This is a genomic window from Acidovorax sp. IB03 (genome assembly GCF_016406015.1).
In the GTDB taxonomy this organism is placed as follows: Bacteria; Pseudomonadota; Gammaproteobacteria; order Burkholderiales; family Burkholderiaceae_C; genus Acidovorax; species Acidovorax temperans.
Map to the genome: position 1 here is coordinate 22,287 of NZ_JAEFCH010000019.1, position 21,499 is coordinate 43,785.

Below are 21,499 nucleotides of genomic sequence, written 5' to 3' on the forward strand. Positions count from 1 at the left end.
GCGCCAAACCCCCCTCATGAAAGCCTGCCATGCCCTATGAACGACGCCACTACGTGCGCGTGCAGTTTGATGCACCCGCTGTGTTGACCCTGGCCACAGCAGCCTTCAACGTGCAGGTGCTGGACTTGTCTCTCAAGGGTGCGTTGATCACCCTGCCTGAAAACGCGCAGGTTCCTGCCGGCATGCCCTGCCAGCTCGACGTGCCGCTGGCCGAGACGGAGGATTGCATCTCGATGACCGCAGGCATTGCCCATGTGGATGGGAATCGCGCAGGGCTGCTGTGCAGAAGTATTGACCTGGACAGCGTCACCCACCTGCGGCGCTTGATTGAACTGCAACTGGGCGACCCCGCATTGCTGGAGCGCGATCTGGCAGAACTCATTCAGTCATCGCGTTCTGCCGAGTAATCCCCCGCGCGTTGACGGGGGCGACCGTCAGGCCTTTGCCTCAGCGGCCAGCTCGCTTTCCTGCAACGCGCGCCACATCACCTTGCCACTGCCGCTCTTAGGCAAGGCGGGCACAAACTGCACGATGCGCGGCACCTTGTACACCGCCATGTTCTCGCGGCACCAGTCAATGATTTGCTGCTCGGTGGTGTCCTTGTGGGTAGCGCGCAGCACCACCACCGCTTTCACCGTTTCGCCCCGGTAGCTGTCCTTGGCGGCGATGATGCAGGCCTCTTGAATCGCTGGGTGGCGGAACATCAATGCCTCCACCTCGGCCGGCCAGACCTTGAAGCCGCTGGCGTTGATCATGCGCTTGAGCCGGTCCGTCAAAAAGAAATAGCCGTCTTCATCCATACGCCCCAGGTCGCCCGAGCGGAAAAACCGCTTGCCCTCGAACTCGATGAACGCCGAAGCCGTGGCGTCGGGCCGCTTCCAGTAGCCCTCAAACACCTCGGGGCCGTGGATGATGATCTCGCCCTGCTCACCCACAGGCACCTCCTGCAGCGTGTCAGGGTCAATCACCCGGGCATCAGTGCTCATGAAGGGGATTCCCAGGCACTGCTGCTTGGGATTGTCAGGCGGGTTGGAGTGCGACGGCGCAGCGGTTTCGGTCAGTCCATACCCCTCGGCATAACGCAGCCCATATTGCTCCAGCAACCGCTGTGCTACCGCCTGCGGCATGGCTGCGCCGCCACCGCCGATGTAGACCAGGCTCGACAGGTCATAGCTTGCAAAATGCGGGCTGGCCAGCAGGTCAATGACCATGGTGGGGATATTGGTCCAGTTCGTCACCTGCCAGCGTGAAATCAGGCGGCCCGCCAAATCGCGGTCCCATCGGGGCATGATCACAATGGTGGCAGCACTGTAGATCGAGGCATGCATCACGCTGACCATGCCGGTGATGTGGAACATGGGCACCACCGCCAGAGTAACGTTGTCGGCCGACCCAGCCCCCCAAAGCGCACTGGCCACCGCGTTGTGCATGATGCTTTTGTGCGGGTGCATACACCCCTTGGGCAGCCCGGTGGTGCCGCTGGTGTAGGGCAACAAAGCCAAGTCCTGCGGTCCTACCACCAGCTTGGGCGGTTCGCTGGCGCAGGCGATGGCATCGCTCCAGGCATGGGCCTGCCCTTGCTGCAGCGCAGGCAAAGGGTGGCGCGTGCCCAGCCAGTCTGCCCACGCAGGGGGCGGAGCATCATCACCGCTCACGCCGGCATCGAACGCATCGGTGAACTGGGTGACGACGAGGTGCACCAAGCGCTCGGCTGGTGGCAATGCATCACTGGCCTGAACCCATTCAGCCGCCAGGTCGCCCGTGGTGATGGCGATCTTGGTGTCGGGATCGGTGATGTAGTGCTTGAGTTCTTCGGCCCGGTTCATCGGGTTGACGGGCACTACCACAGCGTTGGCCCGCAAAATGGCAAAGTGCGCCATCACGAGTTGAGGGCAGTTCTGCATGCACAGAGCCACGCGATCGCCCCGTCTCACGCCCAAAGTCGCCAAATAGGCGGCAAGGCGTTCAGCGCCCTCCTTGAGCTGACGATAAGTCAGCGTCCGGCCAAAGAAAACCAGCGCCATCTTGTCCGGATAACGCTGGGCGCTGATGGCCAGGTTGTCCCACAGCGAGGTGGATGGAACAGTGATGGAATGGGGCAGACGACGGGGCCAGAACTTGTGGTGCGAGCGCATAGGGCGAACAGTCTCCTTTGCCTGCAAGCCTAGATGCCTACAGGCAAGCGGGCAATGGGGATCGCCCGCCAAGCCGTCACCAAGGTGACCAAGACACAGGCATCGCCGTCACCGCCGCCTGCGTGATCTGCTGAGCCCCTGGCGTGCCTTGATGGGCAAGGCACAGCGCAAGCAGCGAAGCCCCACCCTCAGCTGTTCACCTGCGCCCACAGCTTATCGAGCCGCTTCACGCTCACTGGCTGGGGCGTGCGCAGCTCTTGAGCAAAAAAGCTCACGCGCAGCTCTTCCAGCAGCCAGCGCAGCTCTTGCATGCGGGCGTCCACCGCGCCCTTGCGCTCGGCCACCAGACGCCAATAGCGCTGCTCTTGCGGGCGCAGTTCGGCCAGCTTGGCGGCGTCGCGGGCGGGGTCGGCGCGGTACTTGTCCAGGCGCAGGGTGATCGCTTTGAGGTAGCGCGGAAAGTGCGCCAGTTGCGCCCAGGGGGCCTGGGCAATGAACTGCTTAGGCATCAGGCGCTGCAGCTGCTGGGCCACATCGGCCGTAGCGTCCGGCGCGTTCTTGGTGTCCTTGAGCTTGCGGGCGGCAGCCGCGTATTCGATGAGGATGGTGCCCGCCAGCCGGGCCACCTCGTTGGCAATCAGCGTCAGGCGGCCCCGGCCTTCGTCCACGCGACGCTTGAAGTCGGCCTCATCGGTGGGCAATGGGTCCAGCAAGAAGGCGCGGTCCAGCGCCACATCGATGATCTGGGCACGCAGCTCATCCTGCGTGCCCAGCGGCATATAGGCCACAGCCATCTTCTGCAGGTCGGGGATGTTCTTCTCAAGGTACTTGAGCGCGTCCTTGATCTGCAGCGCAAACAAGCGACGCAGACCCGCACGGTGCTTGGCGGCGGCCACCTCGGGCTCGTCAAACACTTCGATGGTGACGGCATCCCCGCCATCGATCAGCGCCGGGAAGCCCACCAACGTCTGTCCGCCCTTTTTGATTTCCATGAGTTCGGGCAGCTCACCAAACGTCCAGGTGGTGTAGCGCTGGCCCGCCGGGGCTGCTGGCGCAGAAGCTGGTGCAGGGGCAGCCTTTGCTACATTTTTGATAGCTGGCTGCGCTTTACCTTCGGGCGCTGGAGCCGTTTTTTGCTCTGATCCACTCTGCCCGCCCAGCTTGAGCCCCGCCAGCGCCTGGAAGGCCCCCCGCGCCTTGGCGCCCCACTCGGCCTTGAGGGCACCCAGGTTACGGCCGTGGCCGAGCTGGCGGCCGTGCTCGTCCACCACGCGGAAGTTCATGAACAGATGCGGGCTGAGCATGTCGAGCTTGAAGTCCGCCCGCTTCACATCCAGCGAGGTCTCGTCGCGCACCTGCTTGAGAAGGGCGTCGGTCAGGCTGCCAGTGCCAAACCGCTCGGGCGCAGTGAACAACTCGGCCAGCCGCGTGGCCGATTCGGGCAGCGGCACAAAGCGGCTGCGCGGGCGCTGGGGCAGGCTTTTGAGCAGGGCCTGGATCTTGTCCTTGAGCATACCGGGCACCAGCCATTCGCAGCGCTCCTCGCTCACCTGGTTCAGCACAAACAGCGGCACCGTCACGGTGATGCCGTCGCGCGCATCGCCTGGCTCGTGCAGGTAGCTGGCGGTGCAGTCCACGCCGCCCAGGCGCACGGTCTTGGGGAAGGCGCTGGTGGTAATCCCCGCGGCCTCGTGTCGCATCAACTCATCGCGGGTGAGCTTAAGCAGCTCGGGGTTCTCGCGGCTTGCGTCCTTGTACCAGCGCTCGAAGCTCGCGCCGCTGCACACGTCCTGCGGCACCTGCTGGTCGTAGAAAGCGTAGATCAGCTCGTCGTCCACCAGCACGTCCTGGCGGCGGGATTTGTGCTCCAGCTCTTCCACCTTGGCGATCAGCTTCTGGTTGGCGGCCAGAAACGGCAGGCGGGTTTCCCACTCGCCCTGCACCAGCGCCTCGCGCAGAAAGATGTCGCGCGCACCGTGGGGGTCCACCTTGCCAAAGTCCACCCGGCGGTTGTTGTAGATGACGATGCCGTACAGCGTGGCGCGCTCCAGCGCAGTGACCTGGGCGGCCTTTTTCTCCCAGTGCGGGTCCAGCATCTGCTTCTTGAGCAGGTGGCCGCCAATCTGCTCTATCCATTGCGGCTCAATCGCGGCAATGCCCCGGCCAAACAGGCGCGTGGTCTCCACCAATTCGGCCGCCACGATCCAGCGGCCCGGCTTCTTGTTCAGGTGCGCGCCGGGGTGCTTGTAAAACTTGATGCCGCGCGCGCCCAGGTACCAGTCGTCCTCGTCGCTCTTGCAGCCCACGTTGCCCAGCAGGCCTGCCAGCATCGACAGGTGAATCTGCTCATAGCTGGCCGGTTGCGTGTTGATGCGCCAGCCGTGCTCGGTCACCACTGTGAGCAGCTGGGTGTGGATGTCGCGCCACTCGCGCAGGCGGCGGATGCTGATGAAGTTCTGCCGCAGCAGCGCTTCGTACTGGCGATTGCTGAGCTTGTGCGTGGGTGCAACCTCAGGCGTTGCGGCGGGCGCAGGAGCTGGCGCTGCGGCCCGCTGCCCCACGGGCAAGATGGCCTGCGAAGGCGCTTTCTTGAGCGCCATGGCCTTTTGCGCACGGGCCGATGGCAGGCTGGGTGCCCCGCCCCGAGCTTCGCTGATCCACTTCCACAGCTTCAGGTAGCCGCTGAACTCGCTCTTTTCGTCATCAAACTTGGCGTGCGCCTGGTCGGCCTGCTGCTGTGCTTCCAGCGGGCGGTCGCGCACATCTTGCACGCTCAGGGCGCTGGCAATCACCAGCACCTCGTCCAGCGCTCGGCGTTCGCGGGCTTCCAGAATCATGCGGCCCACGCGCGGGTCCAGCGGCAGCTTGGACAGCTCCACGCCCATGGGCGTCAGCTCGTTCGCATCGTCCACCGCGCCCAGTTCGGACAGAAGTTGGTAGCCGTCGGCAATGGCGCGGCCCGAGGGCGCCTCGATGAACGGAAACTGCGCTACGTCGCCCAGGTGCAGCGACTTCATGCGCAGGATGACACCGGCCAGGGACGAGCGCAGGATTTCCGGGTCTGTAAAGCGCGGGCGGCTGTTGAAGTCCGCCTCGTCATACAGGCGAATACAGATACCGTTGGCCACGCGGCCGCAACGGCCCGCGCGCTGGTTGGCAGCAGCCTGGCTGATGGGCTCCACCAGCAACTGCTCCACCTTGCTACGGAAAGAATAGCGCTTGACGCGCGCTGTGCCTGCGTCAATCACATATCGGATACCTGGCACCGTGAGCGAAGTCTCGGCCACATTGGTGGCCAGCACGATGCGGCGGCCCGTGTGGCCATCAAAAATACGGTCTTGCTCGGCCTGCGACAGGCGCGCGAACAGTGGCAGCACCTCGGCGTTGCGCATTACCGGCTGGTGCGACAAGTGCTTGCGCAGGTGGTCGGCCGCCTCGCGGATCTCGCGTTCGCCTGGCAGGAAGATCAATATGTCTCCACCCGCATTGCCCTGCCACAGCTCATCCACCCCATCGGCAATGGCCTCGTTCAGGCCGTAGTCGCGGCTGTCTTCAAACGGGCGATAGCGCTGCTCCACCGGAAAGGTGCGGCCCGACACCATGATGACGGGCGCGGGGCCTTTGGCGCTCTCAAAGTGTTTGGCAAACCGGTCCGCGTCGATGGTGGCCGAGGTGACGATAACTTTCAGATCTGGCCGGCGCGGCAGGATCTGGCGGATATAGCCCAGCAGAAAGTCGATGTTGAGGCTGCGCTCGTGCGCCTCGTCGATGATGAGCGTGTCGTAGTTTTTGAGCAGCGGATCGGTCTGCGTCTCGGCCAGCAAGATACCGTCCGTCATCAGCTTGACAGAGGCTTCGCGGCTCAGCCGGTCCTGGAAGCGCACCTTGTAGCCCACCACCTCGCCCAGCGGCGTCTTCAGCTCTTCGGCAATCCGCTTGGCCACGCTGCTGGCGGCAATGCGGCGCGGCTGGGTGTGGCCAATCAGCTGGCCTTTTTGCCCCGGCTTGGCATTGCACTTGCCCCGGCCCAGGGCCAGCGCAATCTTGGGCAGCTGCGTGGTCTTGCCCGAACCCGTCTCGCCGCACACGATGACGACCTGGTGCTTTTCGATGGCAGCCATGATCTCTTCGCGCTTGCCCGATACCGGAAGCGACTCAGGAAACTCGATGTGCAGGGGGGCTGCGGGGCGCGAAGGGGTGCGGGGAAGCTCTGGCGGACGCTGTTCTGAAGACATAGCCGTGCATTATCGATAGCCACGCCCCTGTTCCAGCCCGAAACAAACCGTGGCCACGCTGTTTCCACGGTTTCATGCCACTTCTTTTTTCCACACATCAGCGCTTCGCATGCTTATGATGCGCGACTTGGCGACCCCGGCGGTCGCCTTCCGTCATCTGTGCCTCCTGCATATTCCAAGGCTTCTTCCCCACCGCCATGTCTGCCGTTTTCAATTTCACTTTCGTGCCCTGGTTCCGGTCGGTGGCGCCCTACATCCACAAGTTTCGCAACCAGACCTTTGTGATCGGGCTGACGGGTGAGGCCATTGCCGCCGGCAAGCTGCACAACATTGCGCAAGACTTGGCGCTGATCCAGGCCATGGGGGTCAAGATCGTGCTGGTGCACGGCTTCCGCCCTCAGGTGAATGAACAGTTGGCCGCCAAGGGGCACGCCGCCAAGTACTCGCACGGCATCCGCATCACGGATTCGGTGGCGCTGGATTGCGCGCAGGAAGCCGCTGGCCAGTTGCGTTACGAGATTGAAGCCGCCTTCAGCCAGGGGTTGCCAAACACGCCCATGGCAGGCGCCACGGTGCGGGTAATTTCAGGTAACTTTCTCACCGCACGGCCCGTGGGCATTGTGGATGGGGTGGATTTCCAGCACTCGGGCCTGGTGCGCAAGGTGGATGTGGCCGGCATCCAGCGCACGCTGGACATGGGCGCGCTGGTGCTGCTGTCACCCTTTGGTTTTTCCCCCACGGGCGAGGCGTTCAACCTGAGCATGGAAGAAGTAGCCACCAGCGTGGCGATTGAGTTGCGGGCAGACAAGCTGATTTTCCTCACGGAAGTGCCCGGCATTCGCATGCAGCCCACCGAGCCCGAGAGCGAGGACAACCCCATCGACACCGAACTGCCGCTGGCGGCAGCACAGGCCTTGCTGGCAAAGCTGCCGCCCGCGCAGCAACCGACTGATACGGGGTTTTATCTGCAGCACTGCGTGAAGGCCTGTAAAGCGGGCGTGGAGCGCAGCCACATCATTCCGTTTGCACTCGACGGCTCGCTGCTGCTGGAGGTGTATGTGCACGACGGCATCGGCACCATGGTCATCGACGAAAAGCTGGAAGAGCTGCGCGAGGCCACCATTGATGACGTGGGCGGCATCTTGCAACTGATCGAGCCGTTCGAGAAAGATGGCACGCTGGTCAAGCGCGACCGCACCGAAATCGAGCGCGATATCGCCACCTACACCGTGATCGAGCACGATGGGGTGATTTTTGGTTGCGCAGCCCTCTACCCCTACCCCGAAGCCAAGACAGCGGAGATGGCGGCGGTCACGGTATCGCCCCAAAGCCAGGGCACGGGCGACGGTGAAAAGCTGCTCAAGCGCATTGAGCAGCGCGCCCGCGCCATGGGGCTGGACAGCATCTTTGTGCTGACCACCCGCACCATGCACTGGTTCATCAAACGCGGCTTTCAGCCCGTGGACCCTGACTGGCTGCCCGATGCACGCAAGCGCAAGTACAACTGGGACCGCCGCAGCCAGGTGCTGGTGAAAAAGCTCTGATTTACTGCCCGGCGAGCTGCATGCGCAGCCATGCCGGGCAGCCCTGACTGACCAAAGCGACTACAACGCCACGGCCTCGAAGGCCGGGTAAAGCTCGTCGATCCAGTGGTTGAGCTCATCCTGCGTGACATGCAGGTGGTCCATGCATGCCTGGCCGTGCAGCGTCCATTCACGGGTCGGCGTCAGGTTTTCGTGGTGGTGGACCAAATATTCCGCCAGCAACCCCAGCGCTACCAGATGCCGCACGGTGGCATCGAATCGTTCATCGCTCAGGCAGGAAAAGTCGTGATGCAGCCAGATGGCCTGGGCCACATCAGGGGGCAGATGCCAGGTGCGCGCCACGATGGCGCCCATCACCGCATGGTCCGTGCGGTGTGCGGCATTCTCGGTTTGCGTGAAGGTGCGGTCTTTGCGCGCCAGGGCTTCTGTCACTGTGCCCGCATAGCCGCGCACCGCCTTCACCAGCACAGGCATGCCCACATGGCAAAAAAGACCAAAGCTGTAGCCCAGCCCCGGGTCAAAGCTGTAAAGCTGGCGGCCAATGTATTCACAGGCGATGGCCTTGCGCTGGGAGCTTTCCCAAAAATGCTCCAGTAGCGGAGTTCGCACATGCAGGGCATTGCGGGTGATGAAGGCGGAAAGCAATTCCAGGGCAGGCTGCAAGCCCAGCACCGTGAGTGCCATGCCCACGGTCTGCACCGGTTGCGCCAAGGCGTACAACGGGCTGTTGGCGGTGCGGATCACCGCAGCCGCCATGGCCACATCTGACGAAGCCAGTTGCTCCAAGGCCTGCGAATCGAGCTCGGGGGCCGACGCGATCTCCTGCAACCTCACCAGCGAGTCTGGGCAGGGCGGAATGACGATGGCGCGCACGCTGGGGTGGGCGCGGGCGGTCTCGATGTCATGGTCTATGGAGTGGGAGGTCGCGGCGGTGGATCGCACTGACATCAAAGCCGGCATGGTCGCGCTTTCGGTACGGGTTCGACACGGTTTCAATTGGTTGCATTGTGCCGCCAAAAAGATCGCCAACGGGTTCTGCCGCACGGTAACGAGGGGGCATTGCGCAATGCCCGCCTCCCCAGCACCTCAAATACCAGCGCCGCCCACGCCCTGCAGTCCCGCGCGGCTGTCCAGGCTGTTGCGCCCCGGCATGGTCTCGCCCAGGTAGTCCAAAAACCGGCGCACTGCAGGCGAGAGCCCCCTGCGAGACGCGAACACTGCATGCACGATGGCAGGCTGAGGCGCCCAGTCGGGCAGCACGCGCACCAGCCGCCGATCGCGCATCTCCTCCTGGCACATGTAATCGGGCAGCCAGCAAATGCCCGTGCCCGCCACGGCGGCAAATTTGAGGGTGAGCAGGTCATCTGCGACGTAGCGCGGGGTGTAATGCACCACCTGGTGGGCGCCACCGGGGCCGATCAAGTTCCAGGAAGCCCGCCCGTCGGGCGCCGACATGGCAATGCTGTCCAGTTTGGCAAGGTCTTCCAGCTTGGTGGGTGTGCCCTGGCGAATGAGCAAGTCGGGGCTGGCCACCAGCACCTGGCGGGCTTGGTCCAGGCGTTTGACCACCATGCTGGCACTGTCTTCGAGCGAGGGACGCACCCGCAGCGCCACGTCAATGCCCTCCTCCACCACGTTCACCGCCCGGTTGGTCACCTGCATTTCCACACGAACCAAAGGATGCTGGGCCAGGAAGGCGGGCATCAATTCAGCCAACACGGTCTGGGCCAGGGTGACGGGGCAACTCACCCGCACGGTGCCACGCGGCTCGGTCTGCACCTGGGCCACTGCATCAGCCGCCGCCTGGGCCGATTCGCGAATGGACTGGCAGTGCCGCAGGTAAGCCTCTCCCACTTCGGTCAATGACAGCTTGCGGGTGGTGCGCTGCAAGAGCCTCACGCCCAGATGGGCTTCCAGATCAGACACACGCCTGGACAGTCGCGATTTGGGAATGCCCAGCGCCCGGCCGGCGGCAGCAAAGCCGCCACGCTCCACCACCTCGGCAAAGTACAGCATGTCGTTCAGATCTTGCATGTCGCGCTCCCTCCGTTGTCAGCTTGAATACTGTTCCATTAATAGAACAATCTATCGCGATTCGGGCGGCTTATCAAATTTTTTGAACAAATCGACAATTCACCTCAAGCCGTGACCGTCGCGGCAACTTAACGAGGAGAACCCCATGCAACTGCTTCACATCGACTCATCCATCACTGGCGATGCTTCCGTTTCGCGTCAACTCACGGCCCAGGTCGTGGAAGCCTGGAAGGCCAGCCACCCAGGCACGCAAGTCACTTACCTGGACCTGGCTGTCAACGCCCCCAACCATTTCACGATGGACGCAATGGCCCCCCGCACTGGCCAGACCGATGGTTTGACAGAAGCGCAGAAGCGTGAAAACGCCGTGTCCGAACAGCTCGTGAGCCAGTTCCTGGCAGCAGACGTGGTGGTCATTGGCGCCCCGTTCTACAACTTTGGCATCCCCACCCAGCTCAAGGCCTGGATTGACCGCATCGCCCAGCCTGGCCGCACATTCAAATACGGTGCCAACGGCCCCGAAGGCCTGGCCAAGGGCAAGACCGTGATCGTGGCATCTGCCCGGGGTGGCGTTTATTCGACCAGCGCTGGCGGCCAGGCCATGGAACACCAGGAAAGCTACCTGCAGACCGTGATGGGGTTCTTTGGTGTGACGGACGTGCGCTTCGTGCGCGCCGAAGGCGTCGCCATGGGGCCTGATGCCAAAGCGCAAGCCCTGGCTGCCGCCGCCGAGCACACACGCCAGCACACAGCGGCCTGACCGTCGCCACAAAGCCCCGGCTTCTGAATGTTGCACCCATGCGCAACATTCAGAAGCCGGGGCTTTTTTCATTTGCAAACAATTATTACCCCTACGCACAAAAAACCAGGCAGTAATGTCACACTTACACTGTAAGCATCTTTCGGTGGTGTACGAGATGTGAGTGGGTACCTGGGACGATTGATTTGGCAGCTTCGTATGTGCGTCGGTTGTTGGCGTTTTTGGTCTGTGGCCTTCCCTTCATGGGCTGGGCCCAGGCGGTAGCATTCATCAATCCGGGCCATCCAGACGAGCCGTATTGGCGCACGGTCAGTGAGTCGATGAACGCTGCCGCGCGCAGTCTGGGTGTGCCACTGGAAGAATATTTTGTGCGGCGAGAGCACCTGCGCTCGTTTGAAATCGCCCGCTCCATCGTGGCCCGCCCGGCTGAAAAACGGCCCGATTACGTCATCGTCACCAACGACTACGGCACCGGCCCCGAGATGCTGCGGATTTTCGAAGGCAGCGGCATCCGCGTGTTCCTGGCCTTCAGCACCCTCACCGCTGCCCAGAAGGCAGAGCACGGCGGGCCACGGGAGCGCTTCAGTCACTGGATCGGATCACTGGAACCACGGGCCGCGGATGCCGGATATCTCACCGCCCAGGCACTGATTGCTTCTGGCAGAGCCCAACGCGCCCATGGCCCGGATGGCAAGCTGCATCTGTTGGCGATTGCGGGGGACCGGTCCACCACCTCCTCCATTCAGCGCAACGAAGGCATGCTCAAGGCTGTGGGTGAGGCACCCGATGTGGTGCTGCACCAGACGGTGTACGCGGGCTGGTCGCGCACCAAAGCCGAAGAGCAGATGACCTGGCTGCTGCAGCGTCACCCCCAGGCCCGTCTGGTGTGGACAGGAAGCGACCTGATGGCTTTTGGCGCCATGGATGCACTCGCCAAGGCCGGCACGGCAGCGCCTGGCCAGGACATGTGGTTCAGCTCCGTCAATACCACCACAGAAGCCATCAAGCGCTTGCGCAACGGGCAGCTCACAGCGTTGGCAGGCGGGCATTTCATTGCGGGTGCGTGGGCCTTGGTCATGGTCTATGACTACCATCGCGGGCGCGACTTTGCATCCGAAGGGCTGGAGCTGGAACGGCCCATGTTCGCCTTGCTTACGCCTGATCTGGCCCACCGCTACCAGCAGCGCTTCGGTAACGGTTTTGCCAGCCTGAACGTGCGCAGCTACAGCAAGGTGCTCAATCCCAAGGTGAAGCGCTACCAGTTTGGCTTCGAGCAGCTGCTTTAATCGCTGTATGACCGCGCGTCCCTTTCGCTCCATTGCCAGCGTGCTGATCCAGCGCACCATCGTGCTGGCGGTGCTGTGCATGGTGGTCTTTTTCTGCGTGCAGAGCTGGCTGCTGCGCTCCGAGCACCAAAGGCAGTTCGAGGCCGTGATGAGCGATGTGGCCAACACCAGCGTGCCCCTGCTGGCCGCCGCGCTGTGGGACATTGAAACCCAGGCCGTCCAGGCCCAGCTGCAATTCATTGCGAAAAAGCCCGCCATCGGTTTTGCCCGGCTGCAGGCCGCCGGGGGCCAGGTGTTTGAGGCAGGCAACTCTGAACTGGCACAGCAAGAGGCAATACGCAGCATCACCATCTACGCCCCGCACGGCACCCAGGCGCTGGGCGTGCTGCACCTGAGCGGCAACCCGCAGTACCTTTGGCAAGGATTGAAGGCCGAGGCGCTGCGCATTTTGCTGGGCTATAGCGCACTCACCGCCAGCATTTGCGCGCTGATCGCCTTCATGCTCAAGCAACTACTGCAAAAACCGCTGTCCACCGTTGCCGGGTTTGCGAGCGAACTCACACCCCACCAGCTGACCACGCCCTTGCGGCTGAACCGAGCCCCCCCCAACCCCACAGCGATGAGATTGACCTGCTGGAGCAAGGCGTGGTCAAGCTGCAGAAGGCCCTGCACGAGCACATCCACAACCTTGACGATCTGGTGAATGAACGCACGGCCCAGCTCGAAAAACTGCTGGAAGAAATTCGCCACCTGTCCGCCACCGACGGCCTGACCGGCTGCTACAACCGGCGTGCGCTGCAAGACAAGCTGCCCGAGGAAATCGAACGCGCCCAGCGTTACCACCGCCCGCTGGCGGTGGTGTTCATGGACATTGACCACTTCAAGCAGTTCAACGACCAGCACGGCCACCAGTTGGGCGATGAAGTCTTGCGCAGCGCGGCAAAGCATGTCGCCGGCACGCTGCGCCAGGGGGTGGACTGGATTGCGCGCTACGGCGGTGAAGAGTTTGTGCTGGTGCTGCCCGAAACCCCACTCGAAGCCGCCATCGCCATAGCCCACCGGCTGTGCGACGCCCTGCCAGAGCACGCGGTGCCCAACCCCCGGGGGGGCTCGGTGTACATCAGCGCCAGCTTCGGGGTCACGGCCTACCGGCCGAGTGAGGATGCCCTTGCCCTGCTCTCGCGCGCCGACACCCTGGTCTATCAGGCCAAGTCGGCAGGCCGGCAACAGGTGGTGGCTGGCGCTTGAACGAGCAAGTCGCCTAACGGGCACAATCGCTACCAAATCAATAGCTGGTAGCGCTTACCCAGAGCGCCTTAGAGGCTAATTTGACCTAAATGACCGGCGTGGGGGCTGCATCACCCACTCCACAGCCTGAGCGGGCGGCGGCACGTCATTCAGCGCATTCACCCCATCACGGCCGAAAAAAAGCGGGCCGAAGCCCGCTGAATGTTGGAGCCTGGTACCGGCGTCGCCACCAGCACCCACCTGCCCCTTAGAAACCAGGGATCACAGCGCCCTTGAACTCGGTCTGGATGAACTTGCGCACTTCTTCCGACTGGTAGGCCTTGACCAGCTTGGTCACCCAGGGCTTGTCCTTGTCGGCTTCGCGCACGGCAATCAGGTTGACGTAGGGGCTCTTCGCGCTTTCCTGCGCAATGGCGTCCTTGCCAGGGTTCAGGCCTGCGGACAGAGCGAAGTTGGTGTTGATGGCAGACGCGTCCAGGTCATCCAACGAACGGGGCAACTGGGCGGCGTCCAGCTCCACGAACTTGATCTTCTTGGGGTTGTCGATCACGTCCAGCGGCGTAGCCTTCAGGCCCGCTTCGGGGCGCAGCTTGATCAGGCCCTTTTCCTGTAGCACCAGCAGCACGCGGCCGCCATTGGTGGGGTCGTTCGGAATACCGAACTTCGCACCTTGCTTGAGGTCGTTCAGGTTCTTGATTTTCTTGGAGTAGATACCGATGGGGAAGTTGACGGTGTAGCCCGCAGACACGAACTTGTAGCCACGGTCCTTCACCTGCTGGTCCAGGTAAGGCTTGTGCTGGTAGCTGTTGGCGTCCAGGTCACCCGAAGCCAGCGCGGCATTGGGCTGCACGTAGTCGCTGAACTCGATGACCTGGATCTTCAGGCCGTCTTTCTCGGCAACCTTCTTCACCACTTCAAAAATCTGTGCGTGGGGGCCACCCGTCACGCCAATTTTCAAGGGCTTGTCTTGCGCCATGGCGCTGGCAGAGAAACCAGACACCAGGGCCAGAGCGAGGGCGGATTGCAACAGAGAGCGCTTGTTCACAGAAAACACCTTTCGTATGGAGATGTTTCCGATCGTACGCAGCAATTCTTAAAACTCAAAAGAATAAGTTTTAATTATCTTAGCCAGCAATTAGCATGAAGGGCATCAGCCGTGGCAGCCACGGTCGCATGCAAACTGGGCCCGCCAGCCTCAATGCGCTCCGCGCAGCGCGACGTTGTTGAGCTTGTCCAGGCGTTCTGGCCAGGGCCCGCCCTCGGCGGCTTGCAGCAGGATGCGCGTCCAGGCCACCCAGGCGTCCCACTGCACGCGCTTGTCCCACGAATTGCCCCAGGCACTGAACAGGTGCAGCGCGCTGCTGGCGGCCTGCTTGGCATCGTCGTGGCGGCCTGCGGAGAGGTACAGCTGCGCCAGCACCATTTGCGGCTCGCCCACCCAGGGGTTGTGGCGCACCGCGCTTTCAAGCACACCCGTGGCCACGTCCAGGTCCACCAAAGGCTGGTCTTGCTGGATGACCGACCAATACAGCGACGCCGCTGCGGCCTCGTTGGCAGCCGACAAATGGTGATTGCAATGGCCAAACACCGGCGGCGTGGGCAGCAAGTCCTTGAGGCCGGGATGCTTCAGCGCTTTGGACAGCCCATTGATCTGGTGAACCATGCGGCCGGTGGGGCGCATGGGCCCCGGCCACAGCGACGCCGCCCAGTGCACCGCCTGCGGCCGGTGCTGCACATGCGGAAAGCGCGAGTAGATATCGTCCTGCCAGCTGAACCACTGCTCAATGGTGTCTGCCATGCTCACGATGGTGAAGGCGGCCACCTCGTAGGGCGTGAGCCGGTGCTGCGTGCCGTCTTTGTCGAGCAGCAGGCTACCGTCCTCCTCCATGCCCTGCCCCAGCACCTTCTGCACGAACTGGGTGCGCGACTGCGTGCAAAACAGGTAGACCAAATGCTCGGCACTCTCGCCCACCAGCTCACGCAGGCGCGCACGTTCGCTGGCAGGGTCAAACTTGACCAGATCCACAAACGCATTGCCATACACGCTGTGCAGCAAGCCCAGCAGGCGCACATCGCGCGGTTGCTGCCACACGGTGAGCGAACGGGTCACCCCCACCAGGTGGTGCCGGAAGGTGCCCGCCTTGTGCCAGTCCTGCCCCACATTACGCGCCAGCACGGTGGGCAGCACGGGCGCCAGTTCAGGGTCGCGGGCCAGCCACTCGTCGTCCAGCAGGGGCTGGGCGCGGGCAAACAGGTCAGGGTCGAAGGTCTGGAACGGAATGGGCATGGTGGTGTTGTCTCCAATCGGGTTTGAGTGGTGTGCTCATGCGGCACGTTGTGGTGCACCAAGTATGGCGCGAACACACCGAGAAGCCACGCGGTAAAGCCCTTGCCAGAGCAGAACGGTTGGAACAGAAGCTGCTTTGCCTGATACTGCAACAACGTTGTGCCGCGCTTGGCTGCCGGCCATCGCGCCGGGATTCTCTGCGGCTTCCCCCTCTTTCTTGGCTGACCCACACCTTCCACCAGGCATGGACCACAACCTGACCTTGATCACCACCATCGCTGCCGGATTTGGCGGGGCGCTGGTGCTTGGCTTCATCGCCGAAAAGCTGCGCCTGCCGGCCCTGGTGGGCTACCTGCTGGCCGGCATTCTGATTGGCCCTGCCACGCCGGGCTTTGTGGCCGATGTGCACATTGCCTCGCAGTTGTCCGAAATTGGCGTGATGCTGCTGATGTTTGGCGTAGGGCTGCACTTTTCACTGGGCGATCTGCTCTCGGTGCGCCGCCTGGCGGTGCCGGGCGCGGTGGTGCAGATGAGCGTGGCCACCCTGCTGGGCATGGGGCTGGCGTGGTGGATGGGATGGGGCGTGGGCAGCGGTTTGATTTTTGGGCTGTCGCTCTCATGCGCCAGCACGGTGGTATTGCTCAAGGCCCTGGAGGCGCGGGGCGTGCTCGACTCGATGAACGGCCGCATTGCCGTGGGCTGGCTGGTGGTGGAAGACCTGGCCTGCGTGCTGGTGCTGGTGCTGATGCCGCCGCTGGCCGGTTTGATTGGCGGCGGCGCCGCGCCTGCCGAAGAGTCACGCCCGCTGTGGCAGGCCTTGGGCCAGACCCTGCTGCAGGTGGCGGCATTCATCGCGCTGATGCTGCTGGTGGGCCGCCGCGTGCTGCCCTGGCTGCTGTGGCAGGTGGTGAAAACGGGCTCGCGCGAATTGTTCACGCTCTCGGTAATTGCTGCGGCCATCGGCATTGCCTACGGGGCTTCGGCGCTGTTCAGCGTTTCGTTCGCTTTGGGGGCCTTCTTCGCTGGCACGGTGATGCGCGAATCGGCCCTCAGCCACCGCGCCGCGCAAGAGTCGCTGCCGCTGCGCGATGCGTTCTCGGTGCTGTTTTTTGTATCGGTGGGCATGCTGTTTGAGCCCAAGGTGCTGGTGGAACAGCCGCTGCCCGTGCTGGGCGTGGTGGCCATCATCATGGTGGGCAAGTCGCTGGCCGCATTGGCGCTGGTGCTGTCGTTCCGCTACCCCTTGAACACCGCCCTGACCGTGGCGGCCAGCCTGGCGCAGATTGGCGAGTTTTCGTTCATCCTGGCCGGCCTGGGCGTGGCCCTGGGACTGCTGCCCGCCGTGGGCATGAGCCTGGTGCTGGCGGGTGCCTTGATCTCGATTGCGCTGAACCCCTTACTGTTTGCTGCCATCGCACCGCTGCAAGCCTGGCTGCTCAAACGCTCACAACTCGCCCGCGAGCTGGAAAGGCGCGACGACCCCTTTGCCGAGCTGCCCATGAGCACCGAACGCAAGTATCTGGAAGGGCAAGTGGTGCTGGTGGGCTACGGCCAGGTGGGCCGGGGCATTGCCAAGGCACTGGCTGCGGCCAGCATTCCCTGCATCGTGGCCGAACAAAACCGGGAGCTGGTGGAATCGCTGCGCCACGCGGGCATTGCCGCCGTGTCGGGCAACGCAGCAGAGCCGGAAGTGCTGATCCAGGCCCATATCGCCAACGCCGCCATCCTGGTCATTGCCATCCCAGACACCCTGCATGTGCGGCAGATGGTTGAAATTGCCCGTGCGCTGAACCCCCACATCGAGATCGTGGTGCGCAGCCACAGCGAAGAAGAATCGGCCCTGCTGCGTGCCGACCAGGTGGGCACGGTGGTGGTGCGCGACGAAGCCCTGACCCAGGCCATGACGCGGCACATCCTGCAGCGCTTCGAGGCCGACCCGGCATCAGCACGCGCCCCCCTGCAGACAAGCCCGCAGCACTGAGGGCGGCGGGCTTCTGCAGATTCAGGGCTCTACAGGCAGCGGCCGCACCAGCCGCACCGGCAGCTTCGCGTCTTTGCTCACGTCCTTGCGCGACTCCCCCGTGCGCATGTGCACCGCCCAGCCATGCAAATACGACATCTGGTTGACCGTGCTGCCAGTGCGGCTCTGCATCGCGTTGCCATAGGCGTATTGGTTTTGCTGCGCCGACTTCACGTCGGAGGTCGATGTCCAGGTCCAGTCCAGCGGCGCGGCGGGGAACACCGTCAAATCCAGCCCCGGTGGCTGGGCCGATTTGTTGAACAGACGCTGCAGCTCTGGAACGCGCGGCAGGCGCCAGTTCACGCCCTCAGCCTTCCAGCGCTCCACCGCACGGGCCCGGGCCTCGGCGCGGTCCAGCATCAGCGGCTTGCCGGTGCAGGTTTTGCCATCCCAGGCCATGCCCTCCACGCAGCGCGCCCAGATCAGTTTGAGCCGCTCGTCGGTGACGTAGGTGCCGTCTGCAGACACCACCAGCCCGTTGGCAGCCACCGGTTCGGCCTGCGCCATTGCGGCACCCGCGCTGGCAAGGCCCAGCCAGGCCATGCATGCGCCCCGCAGCATGGATACGGCAACCCGATGGGAGATGGACAGAGGTTGAAGACGTTTCATGGCAGCCATTCTTTCATGCACCCGGCCAGACCGGTGAGCGTTTGTACATCCACGCAGGCACTTTGCCCATTTCACCACTGCAGGCTCTGATGCAGATCCAAGGTAGTGCTCTGGGGCACTGCCCTGCTTTTGCCACAGGGGTGTGGTCTGCGGTCAGTGGCCGCCAATCAACTTCAAACAAAAATAGCTGCCAACGTTTGTACAGAAAGCGCTGGCAGCTATCAAAAGAGAAGCAAATCACAGCCCTGGGCTGCGAAGCCCCCAGGCTTTAGCGGTGGCTGAGCTTGCGCACCGCCCAGTCGCCCAGGCTTTGCACGGCCTGCACGAAGAAGATCAGCACTAGCACCACGGCCAGCATGATTTCCGGCAGGAAGCGCTGGTACCCGTAGCGGATGCCCAGATCACCCAGCCCACCGCCGCCAATGGCGCCGGCCATGGCCGAATAACCGGTCAGACTCACGAAGGTAATGGTCAGGCCCGCCACAATGCCGGGCAGCGCCTCGGGCAGCAACACCTTCCAGACGATCTGGCTGGTGGTGGCGCCCATGGCCTGGGCGGCCTCGACCAGACCGTGGTCCACCTCACGCAAGGCGGCTTCCACAAGGCGCGCCACAAAGGGCGCCGCAGCAATGGTGAGCGGTACCACGGCAGCGGCCGTGCCGATTGACGAGCCCGTCACAAAGCGCGTGAGCGGAATGATGGCCACCAGCAAGATGATGAAGGGCGTGGAACGCACCGCGTTCACCACCCAGCCCACCAGTTTGTTGACGGGGCCGTTTTCCAGCACGCCGCCATGGTCGGTCAACCGCAGAAACACGCCCAGGGGAATGCCCAGCAAAGCGCCCACCACGCCTGAAATGCCCACCATGACGATGGTTTCCCACAGCGAGGTGACGAACAGCTCCAGCATGGCTTCGGTGAAATTTGCAAACATGGCCCTTACCTCCCGCTCTCAACAACTTGCACTTCCACGCCGCTGGCGCGCAAATGCTCTACCGCCCCGTTCAGGCGCGCTGGCTCGCCCGTGGCATACAGCGCCAGCGAGCCAAAGGTCTGGTCCTGGATTTCATCCACCTGCCCATGCAGGATGCTCATGTCCACACCGTACTCGCGCACCATGCGCGAGAGCACCGGCTGGTAGGCGTTGTCGCCCGAGTACGACAGGCGCAGCAACTGGCCCACATGCCCCGGCGCCGTGGTGCGCAACTGGCTGGCCAGCTGGTGCACATGCTGCAGCACGCTGGCGGGCAGCTCTTGCGGCAGGATTTCGTCGATCAGGCTCTTGGTGATGGGCTGCTGCGGGCGGGTGAACACGTCCAGCACGCGCCCTTGCTCCACGATCTGGCCGGCGTCGATCACGGCCACACGGTCTGCCACCTGCTTGATGACCTGCATCTGGTGGGTGATGAGCACCACCGTCAGGCCCAGCTCGCGGTTCACCTGGCGCAGCAGGTCGAGGATCGAGCGGGTCGTCTCCGGGTCCAGCGCCGAAGTGGCTTCGTCGCTGAGCAGCACCTTGGGCCGGCTGGCCAGCGCGCGAGCAATGCCCACGCGCTGCTTTTGCCCACCGCTGATCTGCGCGGGGTAGCGGTCGGCCAGCGCGGCCAGGCCCACCAGCTCCAGCAGCGGGCTCACGCGTTCGCGAATGGCGGCTTTGTCCATGCCCGCCAGCTCCAGCGGCAGAGCCACGTTGTCGTACACGGTACGTGATGACAGCAAGTTGAAGTGCTGGAACACCATTCCGATGTCGCGGCGCGCCTCGCGCAGCTGCGAGTCGTTCAGCTTGGTCAGGTCGCGGCCATTGACGATGACTTCGCCCCGCGTGGGCCGGTTGAGCAGGTTGATAACGCGCACCAGCGAGCTTTTGCCCGCGCCGCTGCGCCCGATGATGCCGAACACCTCGCCTGGGGTGATCTGCAGGTCAATGCCCCGCAGGGCCTCCACCGGGCCTTGTGAACCCTGGTACGTCTGGGTGATGCCCCGTAAATGAATCATGCAAACAAATCGCGCCGCCCAGGTGCATCACCCGCTGCGGCGCTGGAAAGTTGGGTAAGGGGCTGGACTGTATAACTTTGCTATAAAAAATCAAACCATCGAATAATTACGTCATAAGAAGCGCAGGTTATTAGGCCGCAGCACTGCGCAGACGCAACGACTGCGAAATGACTACGCCCAACGCAATCACCCCCACCGCCGCCGCCGTGAACACCGGCACCAGCCAGCCCCTGTCCACGCTCAACGCCATCAAAAACACCCCGGCGGATTGCCCCAGAAACAGCAGGCACGCAAACAGCGTAACCGCCATGCCCCGCGCCTGCGGCGCCATCTGGGTGGCCTGCGTCTGCAGGGTGTTGTGCAGCATGTAAAAGCCCAGCCCCGCCGCAAAGCAGCCTGCCACGGCCCACGCAACGGAGGGCGACCAAGCCAGCAGCAACAAGCCGGTGGCGATGGCGCTGGCACCCAGCAGCGCCAACCCATGCTCACCCAGCAAAGCCAGCCAACGGCGCGCGAACAAGCTGTACACCAGACCGCCAATGCCATACAGCACCATCACACCGCCTGCGGCCGCTGCCGACAGGCCATACCCCTCCACCATGCGGCTGGGCACAAAGGCCAGCGTGCCAAACGCCAGTGCGCCTTCAATGGTGACCACGGTGAGCACCCAGCGCACGCGCGGCATGGCCAGCAGCTGGCGGGTGTTGGCAAGGTAAGCGGCCAATGAAAAAGGCGCAGAGGATTGACTCGCGCTGCCAACACCTGGCGTGGACGCATTCACCTGCCGCCACAGCAGTGTGGCGGCCGTGGCGAACAGGAAGGCCAGCACGCCAAAAGCCACGCGCCAGCCCAGCGCCTCTACCGCAAAGCCGCCAAACCACTGGCCGGCCATCATCCCCGACACCGTGGCCACCATCAGCCCGGCCAAAGTCTCCTGGCGCTGCTCGTAGGGCACCTGATCGCCAATCCAGGCCATGCACAGCGGGATGATGCCCGCCGCCGAAGCACCCATGGCTGCCCGCGACACCACCAGCGCCGTGAGGTTGGGCGCCAGCGCCGTGATGGCGCTGAAAAATGCACACGCCGACGTGGCACCCAGCACCACGCGGGTTTTGCCCAGCCGGTCGCCCAGCGGGCCATAAAACAGTTGCAGCACGCCATAAGCCACCGCAAAGGCCGCGATCACGGCCGAGGCATCGCCGGTGCTGACGTTGAACTCCTGGGACAAGGCCGGCAGCATCGGGTCGCACACACGCATCGAGGCCATGCTGGAAAAAGCCGCCAGCGCCATGAAGCGCAACGTGCGTTGGGTGGATTCAGGGGAAGTGGAATGCATGGCGGCGATT

General features: G+C 63.5%; 17 protein-coding genes. 7 read left to right on the top strand and 10 right to left on the bottom strand.

Going from position 1 to position 21,499, the window contains the following annotated elements:
• Window positions 1–29 precede the first annotated feature (29 nt).
• On the top strand, window positions 30–407 hold the full coding sequence (locus IHV84_RS11905) for a PilZ domain-containing protein (protein WP_198847017.1): 378 nt from the start codon (window positions 30–32) through the stop codon (window positions 405–407).
• A 27-nt stretch (window positions 408–434) separates the two neighbouring features.
• On the opposite strand, the gene IHV84_RS11910 is transcribed toward IHV84_RS11905, so the two are convergent.
• On the bottom strand, window positions 435–2,135 hold the full coding sequence (locus tag IHV84_RS11910; RefSeq protein WP_198847018.1) for a long-chain fatty acid--CoA ligase: 1,701 nt from the start codon (window positions 2,133–2,135) through the stop codon (window positions 435–437).
• Window positions 2,136–2,323: 188 nt separating this feature from the next.
• Window positions 2,324–6,370 (bottom strand): ATP-dependent RNA helicase HrpA, encoded by a 4,047-nt coding sequence (gene hrpA / locus IHV84_RS11915; protein WP_198847019.1) that lies wholly within the window; start codon window positions 6,368–6,370, stop codon window positions 2,324–2,326.
• Between the two features lie 197 nt (window positions 6,371–6,567).
• Here hrpA and argA point away from each other — a divergent pair, with 197 nt between their 5' ends.
• The gene (argA, locus tag IHV84_RS11920; RefSeq protein ID WP_198847020.1) at window positions 6,568–7,914 is read left to right on the top strand and encodes an amino-acid N-acetyltransferase; all 1,347 of its coding nucleotides are present in this window, start codon (window positions 6,568–6,570) and stop codon (window positions 7,912–7,914) included.
• Between the two features lie 60 nt (window positions 7,915–7,974).
• Here the strand turns inward: argA and IHV84_RS11925 are convergent, their stop codons facing one another.
• Both IHV84_RS11925 and IHV84_RS11930 read right to left on the bottom strand, forming a co-directional pair.
• Complete coding sequence (locus tag IHV84_RS11925; RefSeq protein WP_198847021.1) at window positions 7,975–8,874, bottom strand: HDOD domain-containing protein; 900 nt, start codon at window positions 8,872–8,874, stop codon at window positions 7,975–7,977.
• 126 nt (window positions 8,875–9,000) lie between these two features.
• The gene (locus IHV84_RS11930; RefSeq protein ID WP_142084384.1) at window positions 9,001–9,948 is read right to left on the bottom strand and encodes a LysR family transcriptional regulator; all 948 of its coding nucleotides are present in this window, start codon (window positions 9,946–9,948) and stop codon (window positions 9,001–9,003) included.
• Between the two features lie 145 nt (window positions 9,949–10,093).
• Here IHV84_RS11930 and IHV84_RS11935 point away from each other — a divergent pair, with 145 nt between their 5' ends.
• From IHV84_RS11935 to IHV84_RS11950, 4 genes are all read left to right on the top strand, one after another.
• Window positions 10,094–10,708 (top strand): FMN-dependent NADH-azoreductase, encoded by a 615-nt coding sequence (locus IHV84_RS11935; protein WP_198847022.1) that lies wholly within the window; start codon window positions 10,094–10,096, stop codon window positions 10,706–10,708.
• 185 nt (window positions 10,709–10,893) lie between these two features.
• Window positions 10,894–11,994, top strand: a complete 1,101-nt coding sequence (locus IHV84_RS11940; RefSeq protein WP_233099970.1) for an ABC transporter substrate-binding protein — start codon at window positions 10,894–10,896, stop codon at window positions 11,992–11,994.
• Window positions 11,995–12,001: 7 nt separating this feature from the next.
• The gene (locus IHV84_RS11945) at window positions 12,002–12,697 is read left to right on the top strand and encodes a hypothetical protein (RefSeq protein WP_198847023.1); all 696 of its coding nucleotides are present in this window, start codon (window positions 12,002–12,004) and stop codon (window positions 12,695–12,697) included.
• The gene (locus IHV84_RS11950; RefSeq protein WP_170207416.1) at window positions 12,640–13,242 is read left to right on the top strand and encodes a GGDEF domain-containing protein; all 603 of its coding nucleotides are present in this window, start codon (window positions 12,640–12,642) and stop codon (window positions 13,240–13,242) included. The genes IHV84_RS11945 and IHV84_RS11950 overlap by 58 nt, the downstream gene beginning before the upstream one ends.
• 247 nt (window positions 13,243–13,489) lie before the next feature.
• Here IHV84_RS11950 and IHV84_RS11955 read toward each other — a convergent pair whose 3' ends face one another.
• Together IHV84_RS11955 and IHV84_RS11960 are read right to left on the bottom strand one after the other, a co-directional pair.
• Complete coding sequence (locus IHV84_RS11955) at window positions 13,490–14,287, bottom strand: MetQ/NlpA family ABC transporter substrate-binding protein (RefSeq protein ID WP_198847024.1); 798 nt, start codon at window positions 14,285–14,287, stop codon at window positions 13,490–13,492.
• A 150-nt stretch (window positions 14,288–14,437) separates the two neighbouring features.
• Window positions 14,438–15,529: a tetratricopeptide repeat protein gene (locus IHV84_RS11960; RefSeq protein WP_066696696.1), complete on the bottom strand. Its 1,092-nt coding sequence runs from the start codon at window positions 15,527–15,529 to the stop codon at window positions 14,438–14,440.
• A 244-nt stretch (window positions 15,530–15,773) separates the two neighbouring features.
• On the opposite strand from IHV84_RS11960, the gene ybaL reads away from it, so the two are divergent.
• Window positions 15,774–17,510 (top strand): YbaL family putative K(+) efflux transporter, encoded by a 1,737-nt coding sequence (ybaL, locus tag IHV84_RS11965; protein WP_198847025.1) that lies wholly within the window; start codon window positions 15,774–15,776, stop codon window positions 17,508–17,510.
• A 21-nt stretch (window positions 17,511–17,531) separates the two neighbouring features.
• On the opposite strand, the gene IHV84_RS11970 is transcribed toward ybaL, so the two are convergent.
• The 4 genes from IHV84_RS11970 to IHV84_RS11985 form a co-directional block, all read right to left on the bottom strand.
• Window positions 17,532–18,158 (bottom strand): DUF1566 domain-containing protein, encoded by a 627-nt coding sequence (locus tag IHV84_RS11970; RefSeq protein ID WP_233099971.1) that lies wholly within the window; start codon window positions 18,156–18,158, stop codon window positions 17,532–17,534.
• 268 nt (window positions 18,159–18,426) lie between these two features.
• Window positions 18,427–19,092, bottom strand: coding sequence for a methionine ABC transporter permease (locus tag IHV84_RS11975; protein WP_066696705.1), 666 nt, complete (start codon window positions 19,090–19,092; stop codon window positions 18,427–18,429).
• A gap of 5 nt (window positions 19,093–19,097) precedes the next feature.
• Window positions 19,098–20,153, bottom strand: a complete 1,056-nt coding sequence (locus tag IHV84_RS11980; protein WP_044402034.1) for a methionine ABC transporter ATP-binding protein — start codon at window positions 20,151–20,153, stop codon at window positions 19,098–19,100.
• A 130-nt stretch (window positions 20,154–20,283) separates the two neighbouring features.
• Window positions 20,284–21,489 carry an MFS transporter gene (locus tag IHV84_RS11985; RefSeq protein WP_198847026.1) on the bottom strand — a complete coding sequence of 402 codons (1,206 nt, stop codon included), beginning with the start codon at window positions 21,487–21,489 and terminating at the stop codon, window positions 20,284–20,286.
• Window positions 21,490–21,499 lie beyond the last annotated feature (10 nt).